Source organism: Streptococcus sp. 27098_8_22 (genome assembly GCF_041432415.1).
Taxonomy (GTDB): Bacteria; Bacillota; Bacilli; order Lactobacillales; family Streptococcaceae; genus Streptococcus; species Streptococcus pseudopneumoniae_M.
Map to the genome: position 1 here is coordinate 588,515 of NZ_JAPVZP010000001.1, position 25,123 is coordinate 613,637.

A 25,123-nucleotide genomic window follows, 5' to 3' on the forward strand; every position below is an offset into this window, starting at 1 on the left:
CCATTTTCCTATTTCTACACTTTAGATTTTCTTTTTTGATTTCTATTCTTCAATTTTGCCTATTTTGAAACAATAGAAGGTCTGATTTGACAAGATAACGTTAAACATCTAGCAAATCAGAATATCAAATAAACCTATCTCCCCCTTAGCGGTAAGATATCCTCTGAAATCATGCGCATATAGTCCTCTTTGAGGGCTTTTTTGTATTTGAGTTTTGGTAGTGCCTTGTCTCCGTTGGCTTCCTTATAGGCCAGATAGTCCTGAGACTCGGTGATGGCTTTTTCGCCATTTTGCTTGTCTCGTCCGATGCGGTAGTTGTCCACTACGAACTGGAGTTCATCCTCTCCTATCTGCCAATAATCCGCCGTTTCACGAATCTTTTGCTGGGTAGTAAGCTCAATCATCTCATCCAACTTATGGATGATAGACTGACCCTGATAGCTCTTGGCATCTGCTTGGACATTCTGCCAGAGTTTGGAGATGAGGCTGGATAACTTGGGATTGGATTTGTTCAAATCTTCGATATAGTTATCTACCAGACTCTTTTCCTTTTTACCGATGAGGTTTTCCCGATTTTCAATCAGGGCTTGGATGAGAGAGAGGATATAGTGATAATTTATCTCATCGGTGCGGATGGATTCGAGCTCGTACTCGATATCCAGCAAAACGCCTTCATCTTCTTGGTCTTCTTTTCTGCGTCTGCGGAGTTCTTCGATGACATTTTGATATTGGCCGGCAAAGTTCTCGATGTCCTCTAGGCTGAGACCAATCTCTCTGAGAATGACTTTCTCATCATAGTCAGAATAGACCTGTATAGAGGATAGGAGCTTGTCAAATTCTTGGAAGGCCTTGGCAAAGCGTTTTAATTCTGCATCTGTCGCTGTATCCAAATCAGGCACCTGCTCTGGACTTGGAGCGATGTCTAGTAGTTGATGAACCTTCTCAAGAAACTTGGCCTTCTCCTCCTGCCATTCTGGGGCTAAGACACTGGTTTCGCCACCATTTGAGTAAAGACTCAGAGCTTCATCCACTTTTTCTTTAAAGCGGTCAGGAGTTTGGAAGGTAACGATTTGACCGAATTTCTTGCCTTCATCAAAGAGGCGATTGGTTCGTGAAAAGGCCTGAATGATATGCTGGGGTTTCATGGGCTGACGATCCATGAACAGGGTCGATAGACAAGGGGCATCAAAGCCTGTCAACAAGCGGTCCACTACAATAACCAGATCCAGCTGTTCTTCACGGAAGGCAAAGCGTTCTTTCTTACGGGCCAGACGGTCGTTGAGGTCACTATTGTAGGAAGCAATGGTCGCTAAGCTAAAGTGGGTACCAAACATGGCATTGTAGTCCTCTAGACTTTCCTCCATGTAGGCTTGGTTGACATAGGAGTCTGCTTCATTTTCTGTCACAGAGTAAGTAATAGCAACCTTAGGAAAGTCTGGTAAGACCTTTTTAACATTTTCCGAGATGCTTAGAGACTTCTCTCCATTTTTGACTTGCTTAATCAGGTTATAATAGGCCTGCGCACGAGCAATGCTTTTAACGGTCAAAATGGCTTCATAGGTTTTTCCTACCCCATTTTGGAAACCGAGTTTGCGTCTTGAGCGATTGAGAATGGCATCTAAAACGGCAAGCATGTGACCTTCGTCATCATAACGCTCCTCGTCAATCTCATCTTCTGCCCAACCAGGCATGGTCGTCTGATACTCTACATTAAAGCCAAGAACCGCCTTGTCATGGATGGCTTCTTTGACGGTATATTGGTGGAGGCAGTCACCGTACTGCTCTTCGGTCGTCTGAGCAAGGTCTCCTTTTTGTTCACGTTTATTTTCTGTAAAGATAGGAGTCCCTGTAAAACCATACCAGAGAGAATTTGTAAAGAAGTGCTCTAGGTGGCGTTGGCGTTCAGGAGTCACTGCGCGATGGCATTCATCGACGACAAAGGCTAGTTTGAGTTGCTTGATACGATTGTAGACCTTTTGGTGACGCCCTTCATCAAACTGACGAATCATGGCATTGATTTTCTGGATGGTCGTCACAACGACACGGCGGTCATCAGAAGCCAGATTTTTAACCAATTCCTGTGTATCATCGGTCTCGTCGATATCGATCATGTCGTTCTCTGCGTAAGACTGAAAAGAACTAGTCGTCTGCTGGTCAAGGTCTGTCCTATCAATCACAAAGATTGTCTTTTCGATAGATGGTATCTGGAGCAGATTGCGCGAAACCTTATAGGAGGTCAGGGTCTTTCCTGAACCAGTCGTATGCCAAATATAGCCCGATTGGCGCTGGCGACTGGCTTCACGGATAGCCTCAATAGCATGAACCTGATAGGGGCGCAATAAAATCAAGGCCTTCTTGTCATCATCGATGACAGAATACTGCATGACCATTTCGTGGGCTCTCGGTATCGACAAGACAGACTCTGCAAAGTCAAATAGCTGGGGTTGAGGTCTATTTTCACTATCCACCCACTTGGTCAAGAAGCGTTCATTTAGCTTGTTGGCTTTGGCAGCTGCAATGTAGCGAGTATCCGTTACATTGGAAACGACAAACATTTGAAGACTTGAATAAATACCTCGGAACTGTCCTTCTTGGTCGTATTTTTTAATCTGACGGAAAGCATCCATGTAAGGATGAGAACGGCTTTTCAGTTCGATTTGAATCATGGGCAGACCATTGATCAGCAGAGTCACATCTCCACGGCGCTGGCGAATCCCTTCTCCGCCTGTGATAACTTGGTTGACAACCTCATAGCTTGATTTGCCACCTGCGACATTGTTTCTCCACAAAACTTCCAAGCGAATGGTTCCTAGACTGGCATCCTCACGTTGAACCTGCACCTTGGCAATGCCATTTTCCCCTGCTATCCACTTGGCTGCTTCATAGAAGTTGACAAAATTGAGCTGGTTTTTGATTTGATTTTTCTCTGAATTTGTAAGGGGATGGTCTTGCAAAATGCGGACATTATTGGCTTCCAGCTTGGCAAAAAAGTTTTCCCATAGAAGGTCTTCTGTATTTAACTCAGGTCGATATACCCATTGACTTTCTCCCTTTGTCAACTGGTTGATCAAATCTCGCTCGACAGCCAATTCCTGTTTGGTTTTGGGTTTACCTGCTACAGGGATAGCAGTCTCATCTTTAGGAGAGAGTCTCTGGCTGATGTGGAAATCCTGCAAGGCTGCTTGGTTGAGATGTTGTAATTTTTCAAGAAGGGCTTGCTCCGTACCTTTTATGGCTTGATAGGCTGCTGTCAGGTCTTTATCTGCATCTAGGTAGTGATGGGGATTCTTCTTTATCTGGATATAGCCTTGCACCAAATCTTCTAAACGTCTCAGCTGAATAGTAAGCTGATTCTGGAGCTCCTGAGAATTGCTTCCAGATGCTTCTTTCTGGTTGATAGCCTCTAGGTATTCTACGATAGCAGCATAACTAGCCTGCAGCTCAGATGCTGAAACGATGAGCTCTTGTTCTAATTCTTTTGATAAAGTGTAAGCCATGTTCATACCCCATTTCTACAACGCAAAAAGCCTACCAAAAACATTGGTAGGTTTTGAAAATGGGTATGAAAACGTGAGTTTATATATATATATGCAATCTAGTTATTTGCTTAAATCTGAAAACCATAGGGACTCTTCCTTTTCATTCATCCAAGGCGTTGCGACATCGAAAAAACAGCGCCTTTACTTCCTTCCATTGTATCATAAAAGACTAGTAGTGAAAAGGTTTTCTAGGGCATTCTCTCTAAATCTAGCAATAATTTCCTGACCTTCAAGCTTCTACTAAAACAAGCAAAATCCCCTGCAAACTATGCTTGCAGGGGACTTATGTGTTATTCTTGTACTTCTTTTTGGGCGGCCTTGCCTTGGTCTAGAAGGGCTTGGACGATTTTCTCATCGCGTAGTTTGACAGAATCGTTGATCATTTCTGCGGACTTGACGATGGTTGTTTCTAGTTGGGCACGTTTCTGGCGTCCCAATTCAATGGCAGCGACGATGCCTTGGTTTTGAGCGACCAGACTTTCAGCCAGTTTAGTAACCGATTCGACAGCGACTGTCGGGTTTTGGGCAATTCGTTCCATCTGCGGAATCACTTCCTTACTGGTTTCAGCTAGCATCTGAAGAGCAGCATTATTGGCATTGACAATGGCATCTGCCACAACACCTGATTTCATTGATTGCTGCAAAATACCAAGTTGGGCAATGGAAAGCTTCATTGTTGGAATGGTATTGCGACGAAGCATGCCCAATTTTTGGCGCATATCAGATGATACCTTCACAAGATTGCGCATCTGAGGTGTTGTTGCCCAGGCAACATAGAGACGGCTGACATACTCGGTGTGCTGTTGTTCAAGGGTATTGACCACTTCTGCCATGCGGGCCAATTCTTGAGACTTGGTCTGGTATTCTACCGTACTTGTATCGAGTTGGTCAACTTGAACTTTCAATTCTGCAGCGCGCTTGCCAGCTTCTGTCTGGCTGGCTTCGATAAAGGAAATCACTCCCACTAGATTTTCAATTGATTTGGTATTGTCCTCGATCAACATCTCAGCAGAGACGATATTTCGAGCAAGCACATCTTCTTGCTTGACCACTGCGGCAGCCATGCCATCGAGCTTTTGCTCCACTGTTTTTGAGTCAAAGTAAAATTCCTGGAGGGTATTCTTGCTCTTGTTAAACAATCGTTGCAAAAAGTTTGGCTTTTCTTCTAACTCAGCAATTTCAGCGTTCTTGTATTTGACGACAAAGCCTTGCAACTCACGGTTGGTATTCTTGAGTAAATCATCCACTTGGGGAATCTGCAATTTCTTTTGTTCTGACAAGATACGATTAACCGTATTGTTCACACCTTCTACAGCAGATTGTCCAAAATCCAAAAGAGCATTTTGATTGGTAACAAACTGGTCTACTAACTGGGGCACGTGCGTCTTGATTCCTTCTTGCTGCTCAGAGCTCAACTTTTCAAGGAAGGTCAAGGTCTTGTCCGAGCCAGTATTGGTCTCGATGATTTGGGTTGTTTTATCCACCTTAGCTACCGTATTGTTGGCAATCTGGTCAATATCAAAATTAAATTCTGTCATGGTTACTCCTTTATTTCTAACCTATTCTTTACGATCTTTTTCTAGAATGCGCAGACTGATATCAAAATCACGCATATCTGTTTCATTGAGTTCTCTCAAGACTTGGTCCAGCTCAAGGTCAAATTGTTCGATGGCTGCTTTAGCTTGCGCTAAGCGTTCTTCTGCCCGATTATAGTTCTTCGGATTGGCCTTAATCTTTAAATAGCCTTCTAAAATCGTTTGGAATTTCTCCATCTTCAAACTATGAATGGCAGTCAATTCTTCCTTATCCCCCTCAGCAGAGGTAGCAATCTTGTCTAAAATGGCCTGATGGTCAACGGCAATATTGGCCAAGGTCTGGGACAATTCTGGAGCTAATTCCTCTGGCTCCGCATTTTCAAGATCTACCTGACTTTCTCTATCCAAACGTTCTAGCTGAACATCGATGTTTGCCCTTACTGTACGAACCTTTTTGTCAATACGATTGTAGACATCATCATCAATATAGGACTTGAGACGATCTGCCTCCTGATGGATTTCCCGCAGTTCAATCAATACTTGATTGGCCAGACTCTTATAGGCCTCTGAGCCTTTTTCTACTAAAGTTCCCTCCAATTGCTGAATATCTTTATCCGCCTGACGAATCCGAGCTTTTAAAAGCTCAATCCGATCGTCGAGCGAACGATCCTGCAAAAGAGGATAGCGCCAACGTTTGTAGAGACGGTAACCGCCATAACCCAGTAGGACACAAGCCGCAAGTGGGAGAGCATATTGAACCAAAAGGCCCAGTAAGAACAAGAAGCCCCAAAAATAGAGACAGCCTTTCCAAAAACCATTACCCGATTTCATAAACATTCCTTATTTTCAATTTATAAGTCTATTTTAGCACAAAAGACAAAAATGAGGGCGGAAATCCCTAGAAAAGAGTTGATTTCTTTATTGTAAAATGGAAGCTAGTAGCTCGTATGCTAATTTCAGTGGAGCAGACTCAAACCACAGGCTTCAGTGTTCTAGAATTGTTGAATGAACACTGATGAAATATAAAAACAAAAGCTTGAAATATCGATAGATTTGTGTTAAAATGAACTTACAATGTGAGTAAAGTTACAGCATATGTAACTAAAAAAGCCCCACCGTGCCACCGATGGGGTTTTTTGCTACCCTCTAAAAGGGTTAACCATTACTTCTTACGTTTCTTAAGCCATAACTTGAAAAGCTCAGATAACACGTTAATCAGTAACGGAGCTAGAAACACTGTGAGTAAAGTTTCTAACATATGTAACACCTCCCTTCCTTAAATTGAGGGGGCTAAAACATTATATCATACCGGATTTATATCATCAACATTACTTAATTCAAGGAAGAGGCTGTATACGATAATCCCTTAGTCATGGAAAAGCTATGGAGGCTAATCCAGCGCAACTCCGCTGATTCATAGTATACACCACGAGAATACTAGATGGTCACCACTGCTCTATGTCTAGAGTTGGTATATAAATTGGTAATGCTCCGATTAATCGCTTCTTGGAATACTTTAAAACAGAGAGTGACAATTTGAAGAAGTATAAGACTTTTGAGGAACTTGTTGCCGATATCTACTTTTCGTTTTCAAAGGCGCAACACGGGCCTTTCTCCTCTTGAAATGAGGAACAAAGCCCGTGTGCTTAATCTTTTATTATTTCATTGTCCACTTGACAGGGAGCAGTTCATTTTGACTACCTGATTTTCTATGTCTTAAGCTTTTTGCCAATTTTCTTGGTCTTCTTTGAAGCGTTTTAGGAGGTCAAGTCCTTCTGGTGTGATATAGCCTTCTTCTTGGGCTAGGTGGATGAGCTCGCTGTAGTTTGAAAGTGTTACTAGTTTGACACCAGCATCCGCAAAGTTCTTATCCGCTTTTGGCAATTGATAGCTGAAGATAGCTACAACACCCAGAACATCTGCTCCTTCACGTTTGGCAGCTGCTACGGCTTCGAGAACTGAACCACCCGTTGAAATCAAATCTTCAACAACGACCATCTTTTGTCCTTGGGCTACACGGCCTTCGATTTGATTTCCAGCACCGTGATCTTTTGGTTTGCTACGGATATAGGCAAATGGCAAGTTCATCTTGTCAGCGATGATGGCACCATGCGGAATGCCTGCAGTCGCTGTTCCTGCAATCACTTCTACTTCTGGGAATTCTGCCTTGATGGCTTCCACAAAACCATTTTCAATCAAAGTACGTGTCTCTGGGTAGGCAAGTGTTACACGGTTGTCCGTATAAATTGGTGACTTGATTCCTGATGCCCAAGTGAAGGGCTCTTCTGGTTTGAGGTAAACGGCTTGAATTTTCAATAGATGGCTAGCAATGTCTTTAGCAAGTGTCATGGGATTCTCCTTTGTATTTTAAACTAAATTCTTATTTCCAGTCTCGTGTCCACTCATCCTTGATAGCATGATAAGCTGCTACTGGATCAGTGGCTTGAGTGATTGGGCGTCCGACAACGATATAGTCACTACCAATCTGATAAGCATCTGCAGGTGTCATAACTCGTTTTTGGTCTCCAACTGCAGCTCCTGATGGACGAATACCTGGTGTCAGACAGATAAAGTCTTGGTTGGTAGCTTCTTTGATGAGTTTCACTTCCTGAGCCGAACAAACCACACCATCCAAACCGGCTTCAGCAGTTTTCTTGGCATAGTGAATAACAGATTCTTGAAGGCTGGTTTGAATATTTTGAAAGTCTCTCATTTGTTCTTCAGAAGTTGAAGTCAACTGGGTAACAGCAATCAATTTGGCTTCTTTTCCAAAGCCTTCACGCGCAGCCTTCATCATCTCTACACCACCTGCTGCGTGAACGTTGGTCATGTCAACGCCCAGATTAGACAAAACCTTCATGGCTGACTTGACCGTATTAGGTATATCATGGAGTTTGAGATCCAGAAAGACGCTATGTCCCAAGCCTTTCAAATAAGAAATAATTTCCGGACCTGTAGCGTAATAGAGCTCCATACCTACCTTTAGATAGAGGCTCTCTTCAGCTGGAAAAAGAGCTAAAAATTTCTTGACTGCCTCAAAACTTGGAAAATCAAGAGCAATAACTGGACGAGATTCGCGCATACTTTTCTCCTTTTACCTTTGTGAGCTAGAGAGCATGAAAAAAGGAACCTGCCTACAGCAAGGTTCCACGAAAAATGGGTAGAGTCCACCCTTTCACCGTCTAACCTTAGCTGCCTCTCTGGACTGCTTTAAAGGTTTTTTACTATTCTATTATTTAAAGCGGTACTTGTCAAGTAAAAACCAGTAATTGAACTTGTAGAAAACATGACTCATCATCAAGTCAACAGAATCATCTTAATCTTAACGACTCTGTGATTGTTGGGTTGTTTGATTTTGACTCTGAGTTTGATTCCCCTGCTCTTCTTGTTTTTTCTTTTCTTCTTCCTGCTTTTTCTTTTCCTCTTCTTTAGCTTTGATTCTTGCTTCTTCTAAAGCCTTATCCGTCAAGCTATAACTATAGATCCCGACTTCCATATCAATACCGCTCGGTACTGTTAATTGGGGTTTAATCTTACTATAGTAAGGTAATTTTTTACCTAGTTCTGATAAAGGAACCAAAATTTCGTCCGTATCATACATGGTAATCTTGAGCAAATCACTGGTTACACTAGTTGGAGCCAATTCAATCGTTTTGATCGCCTGCTTAATCTCTGGGCTGACTTCAGCTAGTTGTTCAATCAAGGTTTTGACTTGCTGCTCATCGTTAAAGAGTACAGACATATAGGTTTCTGGAAGACTGACTAGGCTAACTGGACTAGTTTCCACCGTCCCACTAGAAAGAATCGGATAATGGTCCTCTCCAGAAACATAATAGGCTACAATCCCGTATTCCTTGACCTGGATGGTGAAATTGGTCGGGAATTGATAGCGAATGCTAGCAGATTCAATCCAGTGATTGGACTTAATCATCTCAGCATGTTTGTCTTTATTGAGGAGCAGACCAAAGGTATAGTCACTATCACGAATCCCTGAAGCCTCTTTGATTTGGTCTGCATTGGTCTCTACCGTACCAGTAACCTCTATGTTTTTCAAAGTTGAGTATGGCGTCAAAAGATAGATGGAAAAGAACAAGACAAGCAAACTTGGGATTAGAATCGTAACAGCACGCCAGATATGAACACTTGGAATAGAAGGCTTAGCAATCTTTTCCTTAGACTTAGATCTCTTTTCTTCTACTTTTGTTTCTTCAGATTTTTCGTCAGATTTTTCGCCCTCTTCTTCCACTAGTTCTGGTTCAGTGGTTTCCTCCTCATTTTCAAGCGAGGACTGGTCTTCTGCACTCTCCTTCTGCTCTTCAGGATTAGAGTCTGAATCATCTTCCTCCTCAGATAAGTCTGACTCTTGTTCTTCCTTGGTCTCTTCCTCAGCCTTTTTACGCAGATATTCACGGTTCTGCTTCTGCCACTCTGATAAAGTGGTTTCTTCTTCCGGAGCTTTTGCAACTTCTTTTTTATTGGTATCTGCTTGGGTCTTTTCTTTGGCTAATTGGGCCTCTTCTTCAGCTTTTTTTTGAAGATATTCTTGATTTCGTTTTTGCCACTCTGACAATTCCTTGCCTTGAGTTGGCTCTTGTTTCTTATCCTTTGACATCGATTTTCCTTATGATAGATCTTTTTTTAGTAGCGCATAAAAATCCGCCACAGATTTTAATTCATGAGAATTCTTCATCGTGTTCTGGTAGTCTTCCTTGTGGGTCAAAAGCTTGCTTATTTTTTCTTCTAAAGTAGACAAGGTCAAATCGCCCTCTTGCAACTCCTCAGCATAGCCTTTTTTCACAAAGTAAGCCGCATTCTCAATCTGATCTCCACGGCTAGCTTCACGCCCTAGAGGGACAATGACATGCAATTTAGCCATGGCAAGAAGTTCAAAAATCGTATTGGCACCACCACGAGTGATGACTACATCAGCCATATTCATGAGCGGTTGATAGAGTTCAGTCACATAGTCAACACGGTAGAGGTTTGAACTTAGTTCATTTAAGCTAGCATCCCCTGTTAGGTTGATGATATTATAACGACTAGTCAGCTCTTCCTTATGGTCTGTAACTAATTGGTTAAAGACACGCGCACCAGCAGAACCTCCGACGAAAAGAAGAGTTGGTAGCTTATCATTGAAAGAAGTTCGGATATCCACCATTTCTTCAGGTTCTTCCATAACCGGACCAGAAACCTTGGTCACGGCTCCTACATGCTCTACCTTAGTGAGGCTAGACGCTTGCTCAAAAGTAGAGTACATCTTAGTCGCAAATTTATAGGCGATTTTATTGGCCAATCCCATAGAGAGGTCAGACTCGTGGATAAAGACTGGTACTCTGCATACTCGCGCTGCAATAACAGGCGGAACAGATACAAATCCACCCTTAGAAAAGAGGGCTTGTGGACGAACTCGAAGCATGATAAAGAGCGATTGAAGAATTCCAAAAGCAACCTTAAAGACGTCAACCATGTTTTGCCATGAGAAATAACGACGCAATTTCCCAGTTGCAATCGAATGGAAGGTGACATCTAAACCTGACTTGAGAATTTCATGATACTCAATTCCGTTTTTGTCACCAATATAGTGGACTTCCCAGCCATCTTCGATAAACTTAGGCATTAACAAAAGGTTTAGGGTAACGTGTCCAACCGTTCCCCCACCTGTAAATACTATTTTTTTCATATTATCCCTTTAACTCCGCTACAGTGTCGATGAAAAGATCTCCACGTACCTCAAAGTTGGCATACATATCCCAGCTAGCATTAGCAGGACTGAGGAGAACCACATCTCCTTCTTCCGCAATTTCATAAGCCTTTCGAGTTGCGTCAGCAATATCTGTTGCATCCACATAAGCCACACCAGCCTTGTCCGCTGCACGTTTGACACGCTCTGCAGACTGACCGAGGATGACCATTTTCTTAAGACCAGTGATGTCTGGAACCAGCTCATCAAACTCATTTCCACGGTCTAAACCACCAGCAATCAGGACAACCTTACTATTGTCAAATCCAGACAAGGCTTTTTGAGTTGCCAAGATATTGGTTGACTTACTATCGTTGTAGAATTTCACCCCATTGATTTGGTCTACAAATTGGAGACGGTGTTTGACACCACCAAAAGCTGACAAGATTTCCTTGATGGTTTCATTATCAACGCCACGCAGTTTAGCAACGGCAATGGTTGCAAGAGCATTTTCCACATTGTGGCTACCAGGAACTCCGATTTCATCAGCTGCCATGACTTTCTCACCACGGAAGTAAAGAAGACCATCTTCAAGATAAGCACCGTCAACCTTTTCAAGGGTTGAGAATGGTACTACAGTCGCGTTTGTCTTTGTAGCAAGCTCTTTAGCTAATTCCTGGTTGAAGTTCAATACTAAGTAATCAGCCACTGTCATATTGCTTTGAATATTCCACTTAGCTTCGACATAGGCTTCAAAAGAACCGTGATAGTCAATATGTGTTGGCATCAGGTTGGTGATAACAGCAATTTCAGGATGGAATTCCTGAATTCCCATTAATTGGAAAGAAGAAAGTTCCATGACAAGGGTATCCTTATCTGTTGCTGTCTGAGCTACCTGGCTTGCAGGGTAACCAATGTTCCCTGATAAAAGGCCATTTTGCCCAGCTGCAGTCAGAACTTCTCCAATCATGGTTGTGGTCGTAGTCTTACCATTTGAACCAGTAATACCAACAATCGGTGCATCAGAAATCAAGTAGGCCAACTCAACCTCTGTCAAGACTGGAATGCCTTTTTCTAAAGCTTTTTCAATCATCGGATTGCTATAAGGAATTCCTGGATTTTTTACCATGAGAGCAAAATCTTCATCCAATAATTCCAAAGGATGTCCACCAGTGACAACCTTGATGCCCTCTTCCAAGAGACTTTGCGCAGCTGGATTTTCCTCAAAGGGCTTGCCATCATTCACCGTTACGATGGCTCCTAGCTTGTCCAAGAGACGAGCTGCTGATTCACCAGATTTGGCCAAACCTAGGACTAATACTTTCTTATTTTCAAATTGATCAATTCGTTTCATATCTAGAACTCCATTTCTACTCTTACTATTTTACCATTTTTATGAAAATAAAAAAGCCACAAAGGGCTTTCTTATTTGTTTTTGTCCTCTACCAATTATTCTACAGACTTGAGGGCTTCTAACATATCCACCTTTCGGAGATAATGATTGACAAAAACTCCTAGGATGGTCAAAATGACACTGACAGCTAGAACTGGAATGAGATAAACTTCCCAGCCGACCTTCGGTTGAAAACGGAAGGTACCTGGTGCGATCATCTGAATGAGAAATTGATGGAGATAAAAGCCTGATACCAATCCTACAATCATTCCAATTAGTGACAATAGGATGGTTTCCCGATAGATGTAAAGGGTCACTTCTTTGTTATGAAAACCAAGAACCTTGATGGTTGAGAGTTCCCTAATCCGTTCAGCAACATTGATATTGGTCAAATTATAGAGAATCACGATGGCTAATAGCACCGATACCAGCACCAAAATCGCCATGGTATGATTCAGAGAATTAGCAAAACTTTCAAAGAGCTGAATGGTTGAGGCATTTTGAACGAGGCCACTAACAGCAGCTAGATCCATAAATTCTCCTGCGACGGTTTCAGTATTTCCTTCACTTTTATCCTTGAGTTGGACCAGATAGGTGTTCATCTTGGGAGCTTGACCATAAATTTTCTCATAGGTCGCCTGATTCATATAAACAAAATGTCCTACGTAGTGTTCGGTAATGGCTCCAACCTTAAAGGTTTTCCCATCTATTGTAAAGTTGTCACCAAGGGAAACTCCTGCCAACTGGGCTAATTTTTCAGTCAGAACAAGTCCGTTAGATAAGTTCAGTTTTTCTCCATTTTTTTCTAGGAGGACAAATGGAGCCAGATCATCTTGATCCGTTACCATCGTGGTCACGGTTTGAACACCTGCCTTGCCAGCATACTTTTCCTCAACCTGTTTGGAAGAAATCAATCGATAGCTTTCAACTTCATCACTCTGCAATTTTTCTTCTAGCTTTGCCTTATCAGAATCTGAAGCTCGAGAATTGACAGAGAGAATCATCTGGTATTGTTGCAGATTCTTAAACTGCCTGTCAGCAACTCCTACCACAGAAGATTGAATACCAAGCCCTGCAAAGAGGAGAGCTACTGAACCTGCAACCCCAAAAATGGTCATCAGCATACGTTGTTTGTAACGGAAAATATTGCGGGCAGTTACCTTTTGGGTAAAGCTCAAATGAGACCAGATAAAGGTTATCCGCTCCAAGAGAATCTTTGAGCCCTTGACTGGTGGCTTGGGTAGTAATAATTGTGCTGCTTCTTCATGCAATTCTCTACGAGATACAAGGTAGGCAGGTAGGACACTAGCTACTAAGCTTAGTCCCAAAGCCAAGCAACTATAGGTCCAATAGAAATACTGCTGACTCTCACCAACGTTCATTCGCTTAGTGATGATATGCGAAATAGTAGGTGCTAGGATGTAGTGACCAATCAGAATTCCTAGTAGAGTGCCAAGAGTACCAGCAACTAGACCGTAAATCACAAACTTAGCAATGATATCCTTGCTATGGTAGCCTAGAGCTTTGAAAATCCCTGCATTGGTCCTTTCCTCGTCTACAAATCGTGTCATGGTGGTAAAGGTAACCATGGCTGCTACGGCATAGAGAACAACTGGAAAAATATTCCCTACGGCACGAATACTCATGGCCGAATTACTATACATGAGATAACCTTGACCAGTAGGAGAACTCTTGCGATTGTAGACATGATAGGTTGGCTCTGTCAGAGTATTGACCTCATCCTGACTGGTCTGCCATTTAGCCTTTTCATTAATAAGATCTGTTTCGGCTTGGCTCAGCTTTTCCTTTTCTTGCTTTAGTTGGTCTTTTGCTTCTTCTAACTGACTAGAGGCTTGACTTTTTTGTGGTTCTGGTAGTTGGCTCACTTGATTTTCTTGAGCTTGTAGACGCGTTTCGATTTCTTGCAAGCGTTTCTTGCCAGCTGTCAAGTTGGTCTCTGCCTCGTCTAGTTGTTTCTTACCCTCATCAAGGGACTCTTGGGCATCCTTCTTCATTTTCTCTAGCCGCGCTTGTCCATTGTCAGCAACTAGTTCCTTTAAAGTCTCCTCTTCTTCCTCTAGCTTCTTTTCGTAATCACTAGAGAAAGGATTGACATCTGTTAGGCTAGCAAAACGCAGGCGGGCAATCGTGTAAACAGAGCTCTTAAAATTTTCTTCAGTTACAACACCATATGCTGCTAAGTTCCCATTACCACTGGCTGAACTCCCCATATCTGATTTTGAAAAAATATCTGGAGAGTGGATAAAGCCTGTAATGGTATAGCTATCTCGCTTCAACTGAGAATTACTGCCCTTTTTTTGACTCAAATGAATGACTTGACCTATCTGATAGCGATCTTTCCAAAAGTCCGCCAAAGCCAATTCATCTTCTTTTTCAGGCAAACGACCTTGGGTTACTTGAAATTTTGAAATCTTTTCAGTATTTGAAAAAATTCGTACGGCATCTTCACTATCCTCTAATGTCAAATCCGCCATATAACCAAATTCAACATTTGCTCCTGATAGAGTTTGCAATTCTTCCTGGTCTGTCTGATCTAGACCATAATCTCCCATGATGGTCATATCTGCCGCATTAGTATCTTTCAGATAAGCCCAAGCTGTTCGCTCCATATTGGGACTGGCTACTTTAAGACCAACCACAGCCAAAGATCCCAACATCATCAGAGTTAGGATGGATAAAAACCGTCCCTTTGAACCTGTGAAAGACTGGAGCAGGTCTTTCCAATATGTCTTTCTTTTCATCTTAGTACTCCAAATCATCAATATCCTGTGGTTGAGGATTGAGGACAACACTCTTGACACCAGCATCATGCATTTGAATCACCCGATCAGCTATAGGAGCTAGCGAGGCATTGTGGGTCACAATGATAACGGTAGCCCCCTTCTTACGTGACATATCTTGAAGAATCTTTAGAACCTGCTTACCAGTCTGGTAGTCCAAAGCTCCCGTTGGTTCATCACAAAGGAGAATTTTAGGATTTTTAGCCACAGCTCGAGCAATAGATACCCGTTGTTGCTCACCACCTGACAACTGGGCTGGAAAATTATTAAGACGGTGACCTAAGCCTACATCCTTGAGAACCTGCTCAGGATCTAAGGCATCTGATACAATTTCTGATGCCAACTCGACATTTTCTTTGGCAGTCAAGTTAGAAACCAAGTTATAAAATTGAAAGACGAAACCAACATCATCCCTACGATAGTTGGTTCTCTGATGGGAAGTAAAATTCGAGATATTGATTCCATCAATCCAGACTTGTCCTTCATCGTTTGTATCCATACCACCTAGAATATTCAAAACTGTTGACTTCCCTGCACCAGATGAACCAAGGATAATGACCAGTTCTCCCTTTTCAATCTCGAAGTTGACATCTCGATTTGCTACAATTTCTGTATCACCAGTATGATACCTCTTATAGCTATTTTTCATTTCAATATAAGCCATCCTATCTCCTCCTCTTCTCCTACTATTTTCACCTTTATTATAACTCTTTTAATAGCAAAAAAGCCATCTAATGATGACTTTTTTTGGCTCATATTTTGAGAGTCTCCTGAGATTCGTTTCCCCTCATTTTTCATAGCTAACAATAATTCGGATGTTCTTTCATATTCTTGATTGCATGAAGTAGTTATCAAGTGGAAATAGGAAAACTAACACCTATTTAGCATACTCTTTTTTCGTGAATTTCTCAAACTTTCGATAAATAGAATTCCCAATAGCAAAAGAATTATCGTGCAAGGCAGTAAGACCACCCCCATGCCCCAATTTAGATTGACATTATCAATCTGCTTAGGTAATCTTCCAGACAAAATCTCCACTGAACGCAAGTAAGTAAAGGGAATCAGATGTGCAATCCTCTGAAGAGGCTGAATGGTTTGGATACCAAACAATAAGCCAACTATCCCAATTAAGGAAATAAAGAGAACAGGCATTTTTTGCTTAAAAAAGTATGTAATCAAGTAGACGACTTCCACAATAACGATAAAAGCCAAGAAAGCTAATAACAAGCCAGGAAATAACACATCCTGTATTTTCCCAATAGTTACTTCTTGATTGGTTAAGTTATAAATCGGGTAGGGGTAATCTAACTGTCCAAAACCACTTATCAGACTTCCTATTAGAAAAGAAAAGCCACAAATTCCGATAAACAGCACGGTTACATAGCTCACCCCAACTCCAATAGAGGATATGGCAAATGTCACTTTTGAAAAAGGATATAACTGAGCTGTGTCCAGATGATTTTGATATCTTTCTGCAAATAGTTGCGTTAGCATAAAAATAATAGCAACCACAAACAAGCTTGGGATGATAACCTCTAAAATCCAGACAATCTGATCAATCCCGTGGGTCGGATAATATAAATTGTGCGCTTTTATGTTCAAGGGATATAGGGCTTGGTAAGTCTTTCGTTCGCGGTCAACCGCCATTTTTAAGTCAGAGCTAGAAGTCGGTTGCTTCGATACAATTTCATAACTCTTTTCCTCAGCTTGCCACTGCAAATAGTAGGCTTCTTTCCAGCGTCCTTCTTTTAACAAAGCCAGAATTTCTTTCTTTTGAGTCAAAAGATTTTTTTGCAATTCTAAATTACTTTCAGCAATCTGGTATTCCTCCGAGCTGGTGTCAGATATTTGGGAGAGTTTCTCTTCATATCCATTGATGACTCTCTCACGGTCTACAAGACTAGTTTCCAACTCTCTCTCCAAGCTGACGGAGTTTGCAGTCTGACTATTAAAATAAAAGGTAACACCGAGTCCAGATACAAATAAAGCTAAGATAATCCAGTTTAAGCGACTTTTGAAAACTTTTTTCAATAAAAATAGACTAACATCTTTCATAAACTAAACCTCTTCTATCTGTCCCTGACGAATGGTTACTATTCTATCGCAGACATCAACTAGTTCTTCTTTGTAGTGGGAACTTAAAAGAACCAGCTGCTCTTGTCTATCGATTTCTGCTAGCCTATCAAAAAATTTCTGTCGATAATATTCATCTAAGCCATTTGTTATCTCATCCATGAGCCAACATTTCGCCTGACTGAGAAAATACATGGCAATCACCAAGCGTTGCTTCATGCCTAAGGAATACTTGCGAATGGGAAGACTGATATAGTCAGACATTTCCCAGTAGGCGATTTCATCCCTCAAGTTCAGGTCTGACTTCCAGATGTTTTTTATAAGACGAAGGTAGTCCATCCCACTTAGGTTACCATCTAGCCATTCAACACTTTCATAATAAAATAAAGAAGGAGGGACTGCGATATTTCCACTACTTATGGGAATTAAGTTGCTAATGGCGCGGAACAGTGTCGTCTTTCCAGAGCCATTGATAGCAAGAAGACCATAAATCCTACCCTTTTTAAAGGTGAAATCTACATCTTGTAAGATGACTTGTCGCGTTTTTAAGGTAACATGAGTAAACCTTAACATATCAAACCCTCCTTTTTCTCACTCTTTAACGATTAAAAGTCTCCGCTGTAGTAGTTTATGATCTCATAACGATAGAAATTCCAGCCAGAACCTACTTTATACTCTGAATAGCTGTAATAACAAGACCACGACGGGATGTTAAAAGATTAATGGTCGTGATAGTTGGTACTATATTCCCAAACCGTATTCCAATCATACCGATAACTTTTAGTGACTGTCACAACAGATACACCGGATTGAAAAGACTAATTAATAACAAACTAGCTAATAACACGACTTTGACTGATTTTTCATTGCATTTATATCACCGTTATTTAAAACGCTTTCATTATATCATTTTCCCCGTTTTTATACAACAGTTCCCATTTGTTTTAATAATATATAACACGTAGAAGTTAGCTAGTCATACTTTCTAAAAATAAGATTGTTTAACTAGCATAGAGAAAATATGGGATGTGATTTCATTTGATAAAATGGCTTAGGCTAAGACTAGCCTTGGTTTAGCTGACTAAACATCTTCAAGGGAACCTGCTATCAAATGAACGGTAATTTATGAATAAGAAGCCAGCTCTGTCTTATACTCAATGAAAATCAAAGAGCAAACTAGGAAACTAGCCGCAGGTTGCTCAAAGCACTGCTTTGAGGTTGTAGATAAGACTGATGAAGTCAGTTACATATATAATCCAAGGCGACGTTGACGCGGTTTGAAGAGATTTTCTAAGAGTATTACACTTTCTTGTTGTTCACTACAGTTGACAATGAGCCAAAAAAGCGAACAAGACCAGTCTCTGTAGATCAGAAAACTAGTTTTGTCCGCTTTTTATGATTGAGGCTGGAACAAAAGTCCTATCCTCTCAATTGTCTTTGGATTGTCGAGCAAGACGCAGTGGTTGAGTGGGCTCTACTACGCTGATTTCATCAGCTTTTACAGCCCTACTCAACTGTGCGGAGGTGGGACGACGAAATCGAATTCTAACGAATTACCGATTTCTGTCCCACTCTCTATGACTTAGATGCTTTTACATCATCTTATTGGTCTTCTTTTTTCTTTCCCATTGCAAACATACCAAGAAGTGCTCCTACTACACCTGCTGTTGCAAGGGTTGCATTTTCCTTAGTACCTGTTTCAGGGAGGATATTTTGACGACTTGCAGGCGCTTGGTAGGTCTTGTCTTGTGACATAGCAAGAGCTACTTGTGACTGCTCATCGCTGTATGCTGGAGTTTCACCTGTAGTTGGGGCTGAACTATTCACACTTCCAGTAAATTCTGGAACTTGGTGACTAGTCCCTTCTCCACCAGGAACGCCACCTTCAAAGTGTGGAACTTCATGGGTAGCTCCTTCTGAACCATTTACATGACCAGTGAACTCTGGTACTTCATGAACAGCAGCTTCTGCTCCATTGACACCACCTGTAAATTCTGGAACTTCTAATACTGGTGCTGGAATCTTGTCTGCTTCTACCGTAGCTTCAGTATATTCAGGTACTTCATGAACAGCAGCTTCTGCTCCATTGACACCGCCTGTGAATTCTGGAACTTCATGAACTGTTGCCTCTTCTCCATTCACACCACCTGTGAACTCTGGAACTTCGTGTACAGCTGGTTCTGTCTTAGCAGTTTCAACCTTTTCTTTAGTCAATTGGATACGGTATTCCTTGACGTGTTTACCACTTTCTGAAACGAGACGTACCAAGACTGGGAGTTTGTCATCCCCACTATCAACAACTGTCGCTGCTACGTTTTCACCAGCTTCTACTGTCACTTTAGGACGAGTTCCACTATAGGTTACTTGGTAATCTACACGAGCTTCAGAGAAATCAGCAAGCTCTTTACCATCTACTAGAAGTTTAGAAGCTGTATTGTCTTTAGGAGCTTCACTTGGTGCAATAAAGGCCATTTCAGTGATAGCCACACCCTTCTTGTCTGCTTTTCTGTCCATGCGCCATCTCATAGCTTTAGCTTTGACCGGTGCAAAGGTTACATGGATGTCAGTTCCTGCTTGAACCTCTTGATCAGCACGGTATTCAACTTTCTCCCAGTTAGAAGGAGTGTTAAATGGATGTTCTGGATCGTATGGTTGGTAGTTAGAGTAATATTCTGGTGAATCAAATTCTGGTCCCACATAGCGTTCTAGGACGAGTTTAGAAGGGGCGTCTGTTCCACCATCTGCAAAGAATCGAATGCTTCCTTCAGCTACTGTACGTTCAACAATCTTACCAGCTTCTCTAAAGATAACCCCTACTGAGACTTCTGGATTTTCAGATGGACTTGCAGACCAGTTGGTCCAACGACGGGTTTCATCATCTGAACCATCGTTAACATAATCTACACGGTCATGAGAGTTTGGATCAATATCGTTAGTTGCTGAGGCAAATGAACGGTTGCTATCGTCATCGAAGTCTGGGTTGTCTGAAAGGTTTTCACCGAGTTTATCTGTCACACGTACAGCCACTTCAGCAGTTAAATCAGTACCCAAAACGCGACCATGAACTGTAAATTCACCTGCTTTTGTTAGATTTTCTGCTGGAACTGCTTCCCAGTCAACAGCCAAGTCTTTGACTTCATAGTCAGTTTTTCCTGTGAAGTAGACAGGAACTTTTGCTGGTAACTCAAGGGTTTGTCCTTTAGCAACCAAGCGAGATGATTTGTCAACAGCAACAGGTTTACTTGCGAGCAAATCTTTATCATTTGTGAAGTGTAGACGATATTCACCCAGGATATCACCGTTTTCAGCCTTGACAACAACACGAACTGGATCTCCTTCACGTACGCTTGGTACAACTGTTGCAATACCATTTTCAGTAACACTTGCTGTAACAGCTGGAGCTTTTCCTTGGCTTGCTTCAAGATAGTAGTCAGTCAAGCCTGGGTTAAAGTTTGGCAAATCTTTTCCATCTACTTGGATTTGTGCTTGAGCTTTCTTAGCTGCTGCTACCTGTTTAGAGAAGACTTGCATTTCTGTAATAGAAGTTCCCCATTTACCATCTGGTCGAACCATGCGGATACGAACTGCATAAGTGTTGACTTTATCAAAGCTAAAGTGGGTCATTTCTCCAGCTCTTACTTGATCTGGAGCCTTGAGATTTGTTACTTCTTTCCAGTTTTTATCGTCATTAAAGACATGATCTTCACGTGCTACGAAGCTTGGATTCTTAGGAACTGTTGGAGTTGCTGAACCGACATAGTATTCGATGACATAGGATTTAGGTGCACCAACTCCGTGGTCTTCGTGGAAGGCTACATTGAGGTTGTCAACTGAACGTTTAGACATAATACCAGAGTCTCCAAAGAGTACTCCGACTGATGCCTCGCTTGTACGGTTCCAGTTTGTCCAACGGTTTGCTGGTTGGTTATTATATGAGATTAGTTTGTCATTGACATTTGCTACTGAATCACTTGGGTTTGAGTCTGAAGCAAAGGCAAGTGGCAATTCTGAACCAGTCCACTGGTCAGAAATATTAGCACCAGTTTCTGTTTGTGAAGACACACGAACATGAAGTTTGGTTGGTAGTTGAGTACCTTCGACATGTCCTGTCACAGTAAACTTGCCTTCTTGTGCGTATTGGCTTGGTTCAATTGCGTCCCAAGTTACTTTAGCTGAAGATACTTGGCCATTTGAGTGATAAGTCCGAACGCTCTCTGGTAGTTGAGGAGCTTCTGCAACTGGAGTTGTTACGCTCACTTCCTCGACAGCAATGATACCTTCAACAGATACCTTAGCATGAGCTTCTTTTTCAAGCCCTTCTACTTTACCAAGAACATCAAAGCTATGGTATTTAGCAAGTTCTTCCTTAGCAACTGCTTGCCAAGTCACCTTGTGAACCTTCGGAAATCCTTTGTCATACTCTACAGTTACTGTAGCAGGTAGACTTGGTTCTTGGTTCAAACCTGTCACGACACTAACTGGACGGATGGCTTGGACGACTTTGTTTTCAGTATTTGCTTGAATGTTCAAGTCAATCTGACCTTCTGCTCCTTCAAATTGAGCTTTCAGAGTTACTTGACCTGGTTTGTGCAATTCAAGCATACCTTTACGAACGGCTACATCTCCCTCACCTGTAGTTGAGAAGGTAACCTTGTCAGCCTTCAAGACTGCCTGAGTACCATCTTGGTAGTGAGCCAAGACCTTGATACCGACCGTTTGATCCTCTTTCAAAGCAGCTGCATTTTCAACTTCTAGGCTCAAACGTTCAATTTGTGGAGCCTCTTGTAGGAATTGGATAGCATAGGTTTGTAGTGGGCCACCATCGTTGGGTTGAACATGGATGCTTGCACGCATACCATTTGCTTCATTAGCTTGAATAACTGTCACTTGAGCATTTTCAGCCGTAGCTTTAACCTCTGGCAAAGCTACGCCATAAGCAAGCTTGTGGTATTTTACAGGTTGGTCAGTTGAAAGAACTTCAACCGCTTGATCTGCCACAGTTACACTTGGAACTACTGGATTAGCAGCTTCCCCTTCTGCAACTACCAAGGTCGCAGCGATTTCTTCATCTTCTAAAATACCTTTTGCTTGGATGCGAGAGCCTGGGATTGCTAGTTTAGCTTGATCTTCAGCTGCAATTTCCCACTTATCAACATCATAGCTTGCTACAGTACCATCTGACAATACGTAGGAAACAGATTTGTCAACTGAATTTAGGTCTGTATTTGGAGCGATTCTCTTGACTACAGGCAATTCTGCTTCGAGAGCCAAGACTTCAACACGCGCTTCTACATCACGTCCATCTGCTACACCCTTAACAGTTACAATTCCTGGTTCATTGACATCAACTGCTGACCATTCTACTGGAAGTTTTGTCCGGCTACCATCACTGTAGATAAAGGCTACTTTCTTAGGCATTTTCGGTGCTTGACCGATAACAGTACGAACTTTAGCAACTTCTGTACCCAAAACTGTTTTTTCAGCTTGCTCTTTCTTACCTGTGAAAATGGTTGTTTGATCAGATTTCAAGAGATCAGAGTGGGCAGTCAAAGTGAATTTACCTGCTTGCTCAGTTGATTTGACAATGACAACACCCTTACCGTTGAAGGCCTTGCGAATCCATGAACCGTCAGCTTGCTCTTTGTAACGCTCACGGCTTGCTTGTTCACCGTTGTCCACACCGACAATCTGACCTTGTCCATGCAACTGGAAGCGCACAAGGTTATTAGCAGTAGGAACTACATTGCCAGCGCTATCAACGATTTCGTAGTAGATATAAGTGAGGTCTTTCCCGTCTGCTGCGATAGCATTTTCTTCTTTGACTAAGCGAACACCTGCAGGCTCACCAGCAGTCGTAACCTTATCACGAGCAATTTCATTACCAGCCTCATCACGAGCTACTGCTTCCAGGGTTCCAGGTTGATAAGCAACCTTCCACTCAAGGTAAAGTTCATTTGCATTGGCACCTTCTTGGTAAGTACGGCCATCACTTGTTTGTCTCTTGTTAAATGTTTTCTTACCTAAGGACTCACCATTCAAGAATAGTTCCACACTGGCAGCATTTGAAAATGCACGAACAGGAATCTTACCATCTGCATCCGCTACATTCTCTTTTAGACTAGAGTCTTCCCAATTCCAGTGAGGAAGGAGGTGAACCATTGGTTTCTTCTGAGCAGAAACCCATTGGCTTTGGTACAAGTAGTAGTCATTCTTTGGAATGCCGGCTGTATCTACGATACCGAAGTAAGAACTCTTAACTGGTGTGTTGTTTTGGTTGTGCCATGGAGTAGGCTCACCGATATAGTCGGTACCCGTCCAAATAAACTGACCAGCATAACCAGCATTGTCACGATCAAAAGTCCAAGATGCAGTTGCTGTTTTACCCCAACCAACACGGTCATTACCGTAGTCTGACTGCTCATAATGACGGTAAGCTTGGTTACTGTGAACTAGCTCACTTTCTGGACGGAAATAGCTACCACGAGTACGAGTTGCAGAAGAAGTTTCTGAACCGTAAATCAACCAATTTGGATGTTTCGCACGAAGCTTCTTGTAGTTGTCTTCTGAATAGTTAAATCCAACCGCATCAAGTTCGTTCGCAATCTTTTCATGATCACCACTACCATCACCAAAGCGGAACTTGTCTGCTCCCATAGTGACATAGCGTGTCTTATCAACAGCCTTGATCACTTGCACCAAGCGTTTAACCGTTGCTAGAGAACGAGCCTTACCGTCTGCTTCACCGATTTCATTACCGATAGACCACATGAAGATAGCAGGGTTGTTCTTGCCTCTCTCGACCATTGTACGTAGGTCAAAGTCAGACCATTTTTCACCTTTTTTAGCATCTGGGTGAGTGGCGTCTTTGTCAAAGAAACGGCCGTAGTCATACTGTTTCTTACCACCGTACCAAGTATCAAAGGCTTCTTCTTGGACCAACAAACCTAGTTCTGCAGCAATCTGCAAAGTTTGCTCACTAGCTGGGTTGTGGGTTGTACGGATAGAGTTCACACCCATATCCTTCATCTGTTTCAGACGACGGTATTCTGCCTTATAGTTTTCTTCAGCTCCTAGAGCTCCATGGTCATGGTGAAGAGAAACTCCATGGAATTTAATGCGTTCACCATTCAAAGAGAAGCCTTCATTTGGTGTCCAGTTATAGTAACGGTAACCAAACAAGTCCTTCTTAGCATCGACCAATTGACCATCACGATAAACACGAGTCACCAACTCATAAAGGGCAGGCTTGTCGTTAAGGACTGTCCAAAGTTTTGGTTTCTCAACTTGCAAAATAGCATTTAGACTAGTTGATTGATGAGCTTTCAAGACTTGGCTATCTGTACGAACCACGTCCGTTACAGCCTGACCATTTCGTTCGATAATTTGGTATTCAGCAACAATTTCATGATCTTTGTCATCTGTATTGACAATCTTACTTGTTACATGAGTATCAACCTTACCATTTTGTTGTTTTTCAAGGTCTGGTGTTAAGATAGTTGTTCCATTTTTCTCAGCATGAACCTTATCTGTGACTTGAAGGGTAACATCGCGGTAAATACCACTTCCTGAGTACCAACGGCTACTTGGTTGTTTATTAACCGCATGTACAGCTACAACATTTTCACGACCGTCTTTATTGAGATAGTCAGTGATGTCATAAGAGAATTGGTTGTAACCATTTGGATAGTGACCAACTAGCTGACCATTTACATAGACTTGCGAATCCATATAAACACCATCAAAGACTAGGCGAACATTCTTGTTAAGGTCTTTTTCATCTAGTTTAAAGGTCTTGCGATACCAAGCATCACCACCATTGAGTTGTCCACCCTCATTTTGGGCAGGAGAATCATGATCGAAGTCATTGTAGATACTCCAGTCATGAGGAAGGTCTAATTTCTTCCAGCTTGATACATCTGCATCTGGTTTGATGGCATCTTTGGCATTAGCATTGAGTTTAAAATGCCAGTTTTGGTTAAATTCTACTTTACGGTCCTCAACCAATTGATTTACCTCCTCGCTGGTAGCCGGTTTTAGGTCCGGTTTTTCCGTTTGAGCAGATTGATCTTGAGTAATTGCTTGAGGTTTCTTATCTAACATGG

12 protein-coding genes and 3 pseudogenes are annotated in these 25,123 nt (G+C 42.0%); 1 reads left to right on the forward strand and 14 read right to left on the reverse strand.

Translation table 11 applies throughout. From position 1 onward, the window contains the following. Positions 1–134 precede the first annotated feature (134 nt). The 3 genes from O3633_RS02915 to O3633_RS02925 all read right to left on the reverse strand — a co-directional run bounded on the left by O3633_RS02915 (position 135) and on the right by O3633_RS02925 (position 5,905). Entirely contained in the window at positions 135–3,503 is a 3,369-nt protein-coding gene (locus O3633_RS02915; RefSeq protein ID WP_371620319.1) for a type I restriction endonuclease subunit R, read from the reverse strand. 326 nt (positions 3,504–3,829) lie between these two features. Then, positions 3,830–5,077, reverse strand: coding sequence for a toxic anion resistance protein (locus tag O3633_RS02920; protein WP_371620320.1), 1,248 nt, complete (start codon positions 5,075–5,077; stop codon positions 3,830–3,832). Between the two features lie 21 nt (positions 5,078–5,098). Beyond that, complete coding sequence (locus tag O3633_RS02925) at positions 5,099–5,905, reverse strand: coiled-coil domain-containing protein (protein ID WP_371620321.1); 807 nt, start codon at positions 5,903–5,905, stop codon at positions 5,099–5,101. Between the two features lie 624 nt (positions 5,906–6,529). On the opposite strand from O3633_RS02925, the pseudogene O3633_RS02930 reads away from it, so the two are divergent. Then, positions 6,530–6,719, forward strand: a pseudogene (locus O3633_RS02930) (IS3-like element ISSth1b family transposase); the annotation flags it as partial. 71 nt (positions 6,720–6,790) lie between these two features. Here the strand turns inward: O3633_RS02930 and pyrE are convergent. From pyrE to O3633_RS02985, 11 genes and pseudogenes are all read right to left on the reverse strand, one after another. Continuing rightward, positions 6,791–7,423, reverse strand: coding sequence for an orotate phosphoribosyltransferase (pyrE, locus tag O3633_RS02935; RefSeq protein ID WP_070889329.1), 633 nt, complete (start codon positions 7,421–7,423; stop codon positions 6,791–6,793). A 31-nt stretch (positions 7,424–7,454) separates the two neighbouring features. Further along, positions 7,455–8,156 (reverse strand): orotidine-5'-phosphate decarboxylase, encoded by a 702-nt coding sequence (pyrF, locus tag O3633_RS02940; protein ID WP_371620322.1) that lies wholly within the window; start codon positions 8,154–8,156, stop codon positions 7,455–7,457. Positions 8,157–8,396: 240 nt separating this feature from the next. Further along, complete coding sequence (locus O3633_RS02945) at positions 8,397–9,686, reverse strand: cell division protein FtsQ/DivIB (protein WP_371620323.1); 1,290 nt, start codon at positions 9,684–9,686, stop codon at positions 8,397–8,399. 9 nt (positions 9,687–9,695) lie between these two features. After that, positions 9,696–10,754 carry a UDP-N-acetylglucosamine--N-acetylmuramyl-(pentapeptide) pyrophosphoryl-undecaprenol N-acetylglucosamine transferase gene (locus tag O3633_RS02950; protein ID WP_371620324.1) on the reverse strand — a complete coding sequence of 353 codons (1,059 nt, stop codon included), beginning with the start codon at positions 10,752–10,754 and terminating at the stop codon, positions 9,696–9,698. Position 10,755: 1 nt separating this feature from the next. Further along, positions 10,756–12,108 (reverse strand): UDP-N-acetylmuramoyl-L-alanine--D-glutamate ligase, encoded by a 1,353-nt coding sequence (gene murD / locus O3633_RS02955; RefSeq protein ID WP_371620325.1) that lies wholly within the window; start codon positions 12,106–12,108, stop codon positions 10,756–10,758. 95 nt (positions 12,109–12,203) lie between these two features. Next, positions 12,204–14,909 carry an ABC transporter permease gene (locus O3633_RS02960; RefSeq protein ID WP_371620326.1) on the reverse strand — a complete coding sequence of 902 codons (2,706 nt, stop codon included), beginning with the start codon at positions 14,907–14,909 and terminating at the stop codon, positions 12,204–12,206. 1 nt (position 14,910) lies between these two features. Further along, on the reverse strand, positions 14,911–15,612 hold the full coding sequence (locus tag O3633_RS02965; protein WP_371620327.1) for an ABC transporter ATP-binding protein: 702 nt from the start codon (positions 15,610–15,612) through the stop codon (positions 14,911–14,913). Between the two features lie 206 nt (positions 15,613–15,818). After that, the gene (locus O3633_RS02970; RefSeq protein ID WP_371620328.1) at positions 15,819–17,003 is read right to left on the reverse strand and encodes a hypothetical protein; all 1,185 of its coding nucleotides are present in this window, start codon (positions 17,001–17,003) and stop codon (positions 15,819–15,821) included. A 3-nt stretch (positions 17,004–17,006) separates the two neighbouring features. Next, a complete protein-coding gene (locus O3633_RS02975; protein WP_371620329.1) occupies positions 17,007–17,594 on the reverse strand; it encodes an ABC transporter ATP-binding protein in 588 nt (195 codons plus the stop codon). 32 nt (positions 17,595–17,626) lie between these two features. Further along, positions 17,627–17,815, reverse strand: a pseudogene (locus O3633_RS02980) (hypothetical protein). An 808-nt stretch (positions 17,816–18,623) separates the two neighbouring features. Further along, positions 18,624–25,076, reverse strand: a pseudogene (locus O3633_RS02985) (SIALI-17 repeat-containing surface protein); the annotation flags it as partial. Positions 25,077–25,123 lie beyond the last annotated feature (47 nt).

Coding starts and splice junctions, on each gene's coding strand:
- O3633_RS02915 (WP_371620319.1), bottom strand. CDS start 3,503: ATGAACATGGCTTACACTTTATCAAAAGAATTAGAACAAGAGCTCATC.
- O3633_RS02920 (WP_371620320.1), bottom strand. CDS start 5,077: ATGACAGAATTTAATTTTGATATTGACCAGATTGCCAACAATACGGTA.
- O3633_RS02925 (WP_371620321.1), bottom strand. CDS start 5,905: ATGAAATCGGGTAATGGTTTTTGGAAAGGCTGTCTCTATTTTTGGGGC.
- pyrE (WP_070889329.1), bottom strand. CDS start 7,423: ATGACACTTGCTAAAGACATTGCTAGCCATCTATTGAAAATTCAAGCC.
- pyrF (WP_371620322.1), bottom strand. CDS start 8,156: ATGCGCGAATCTCGTCCAGTTATTGCTCTTGATTTTCCAAGTTTTGAG.
- O3633_RS02945 (WP_371620323.1), bottom strand. CDS start 9,686: ATGTCAAAGGATAAGAAACAAGAGCCAACTCAAGGCAAGGAATTGTCA.
- O3633_RS02950 (WP_371620324.1), bottom strand. CDS start 10,754: ATGAAAAAAATAGTATTTACAGGTGGGGGAACGGTTGGACACGTTACC.
- murD (WP_371620325.1), bottom strand. CDS start 12,108: ATGAAACGAATTGATCAATTTGAAAATAAGAAAGTATTAGTCCTAGGT.
- O3633_RS02960 (WP_371620326.1), bottom strand. CDS start 14,909: ATGAAAAGAAAGACATATTGGAAAGACCTGCTCCAGTCTTTCACAGGT.
- O3633_RS02965 (WP_371620327.1), bottom strand. CDS start 15,612: ATGGCTTATATTGAAATGAAAAATAGCTATAAGAGGTATCATACTGGT.
- O3633_RS02970 (WP_371620328.1), bottom strand. CDS start 17,003: ATGAAAGATGTTAGTCTATTTTTATTGAAAAAAGTTTTCAAAAGTCGC.
- O3633_RS02975 (WP_371620329.1), bottom strand. CDS start 17,594: ATGTTAAGGTTTACTCATGTTACCTTAAAAACGCGACAAGTCATCTTA.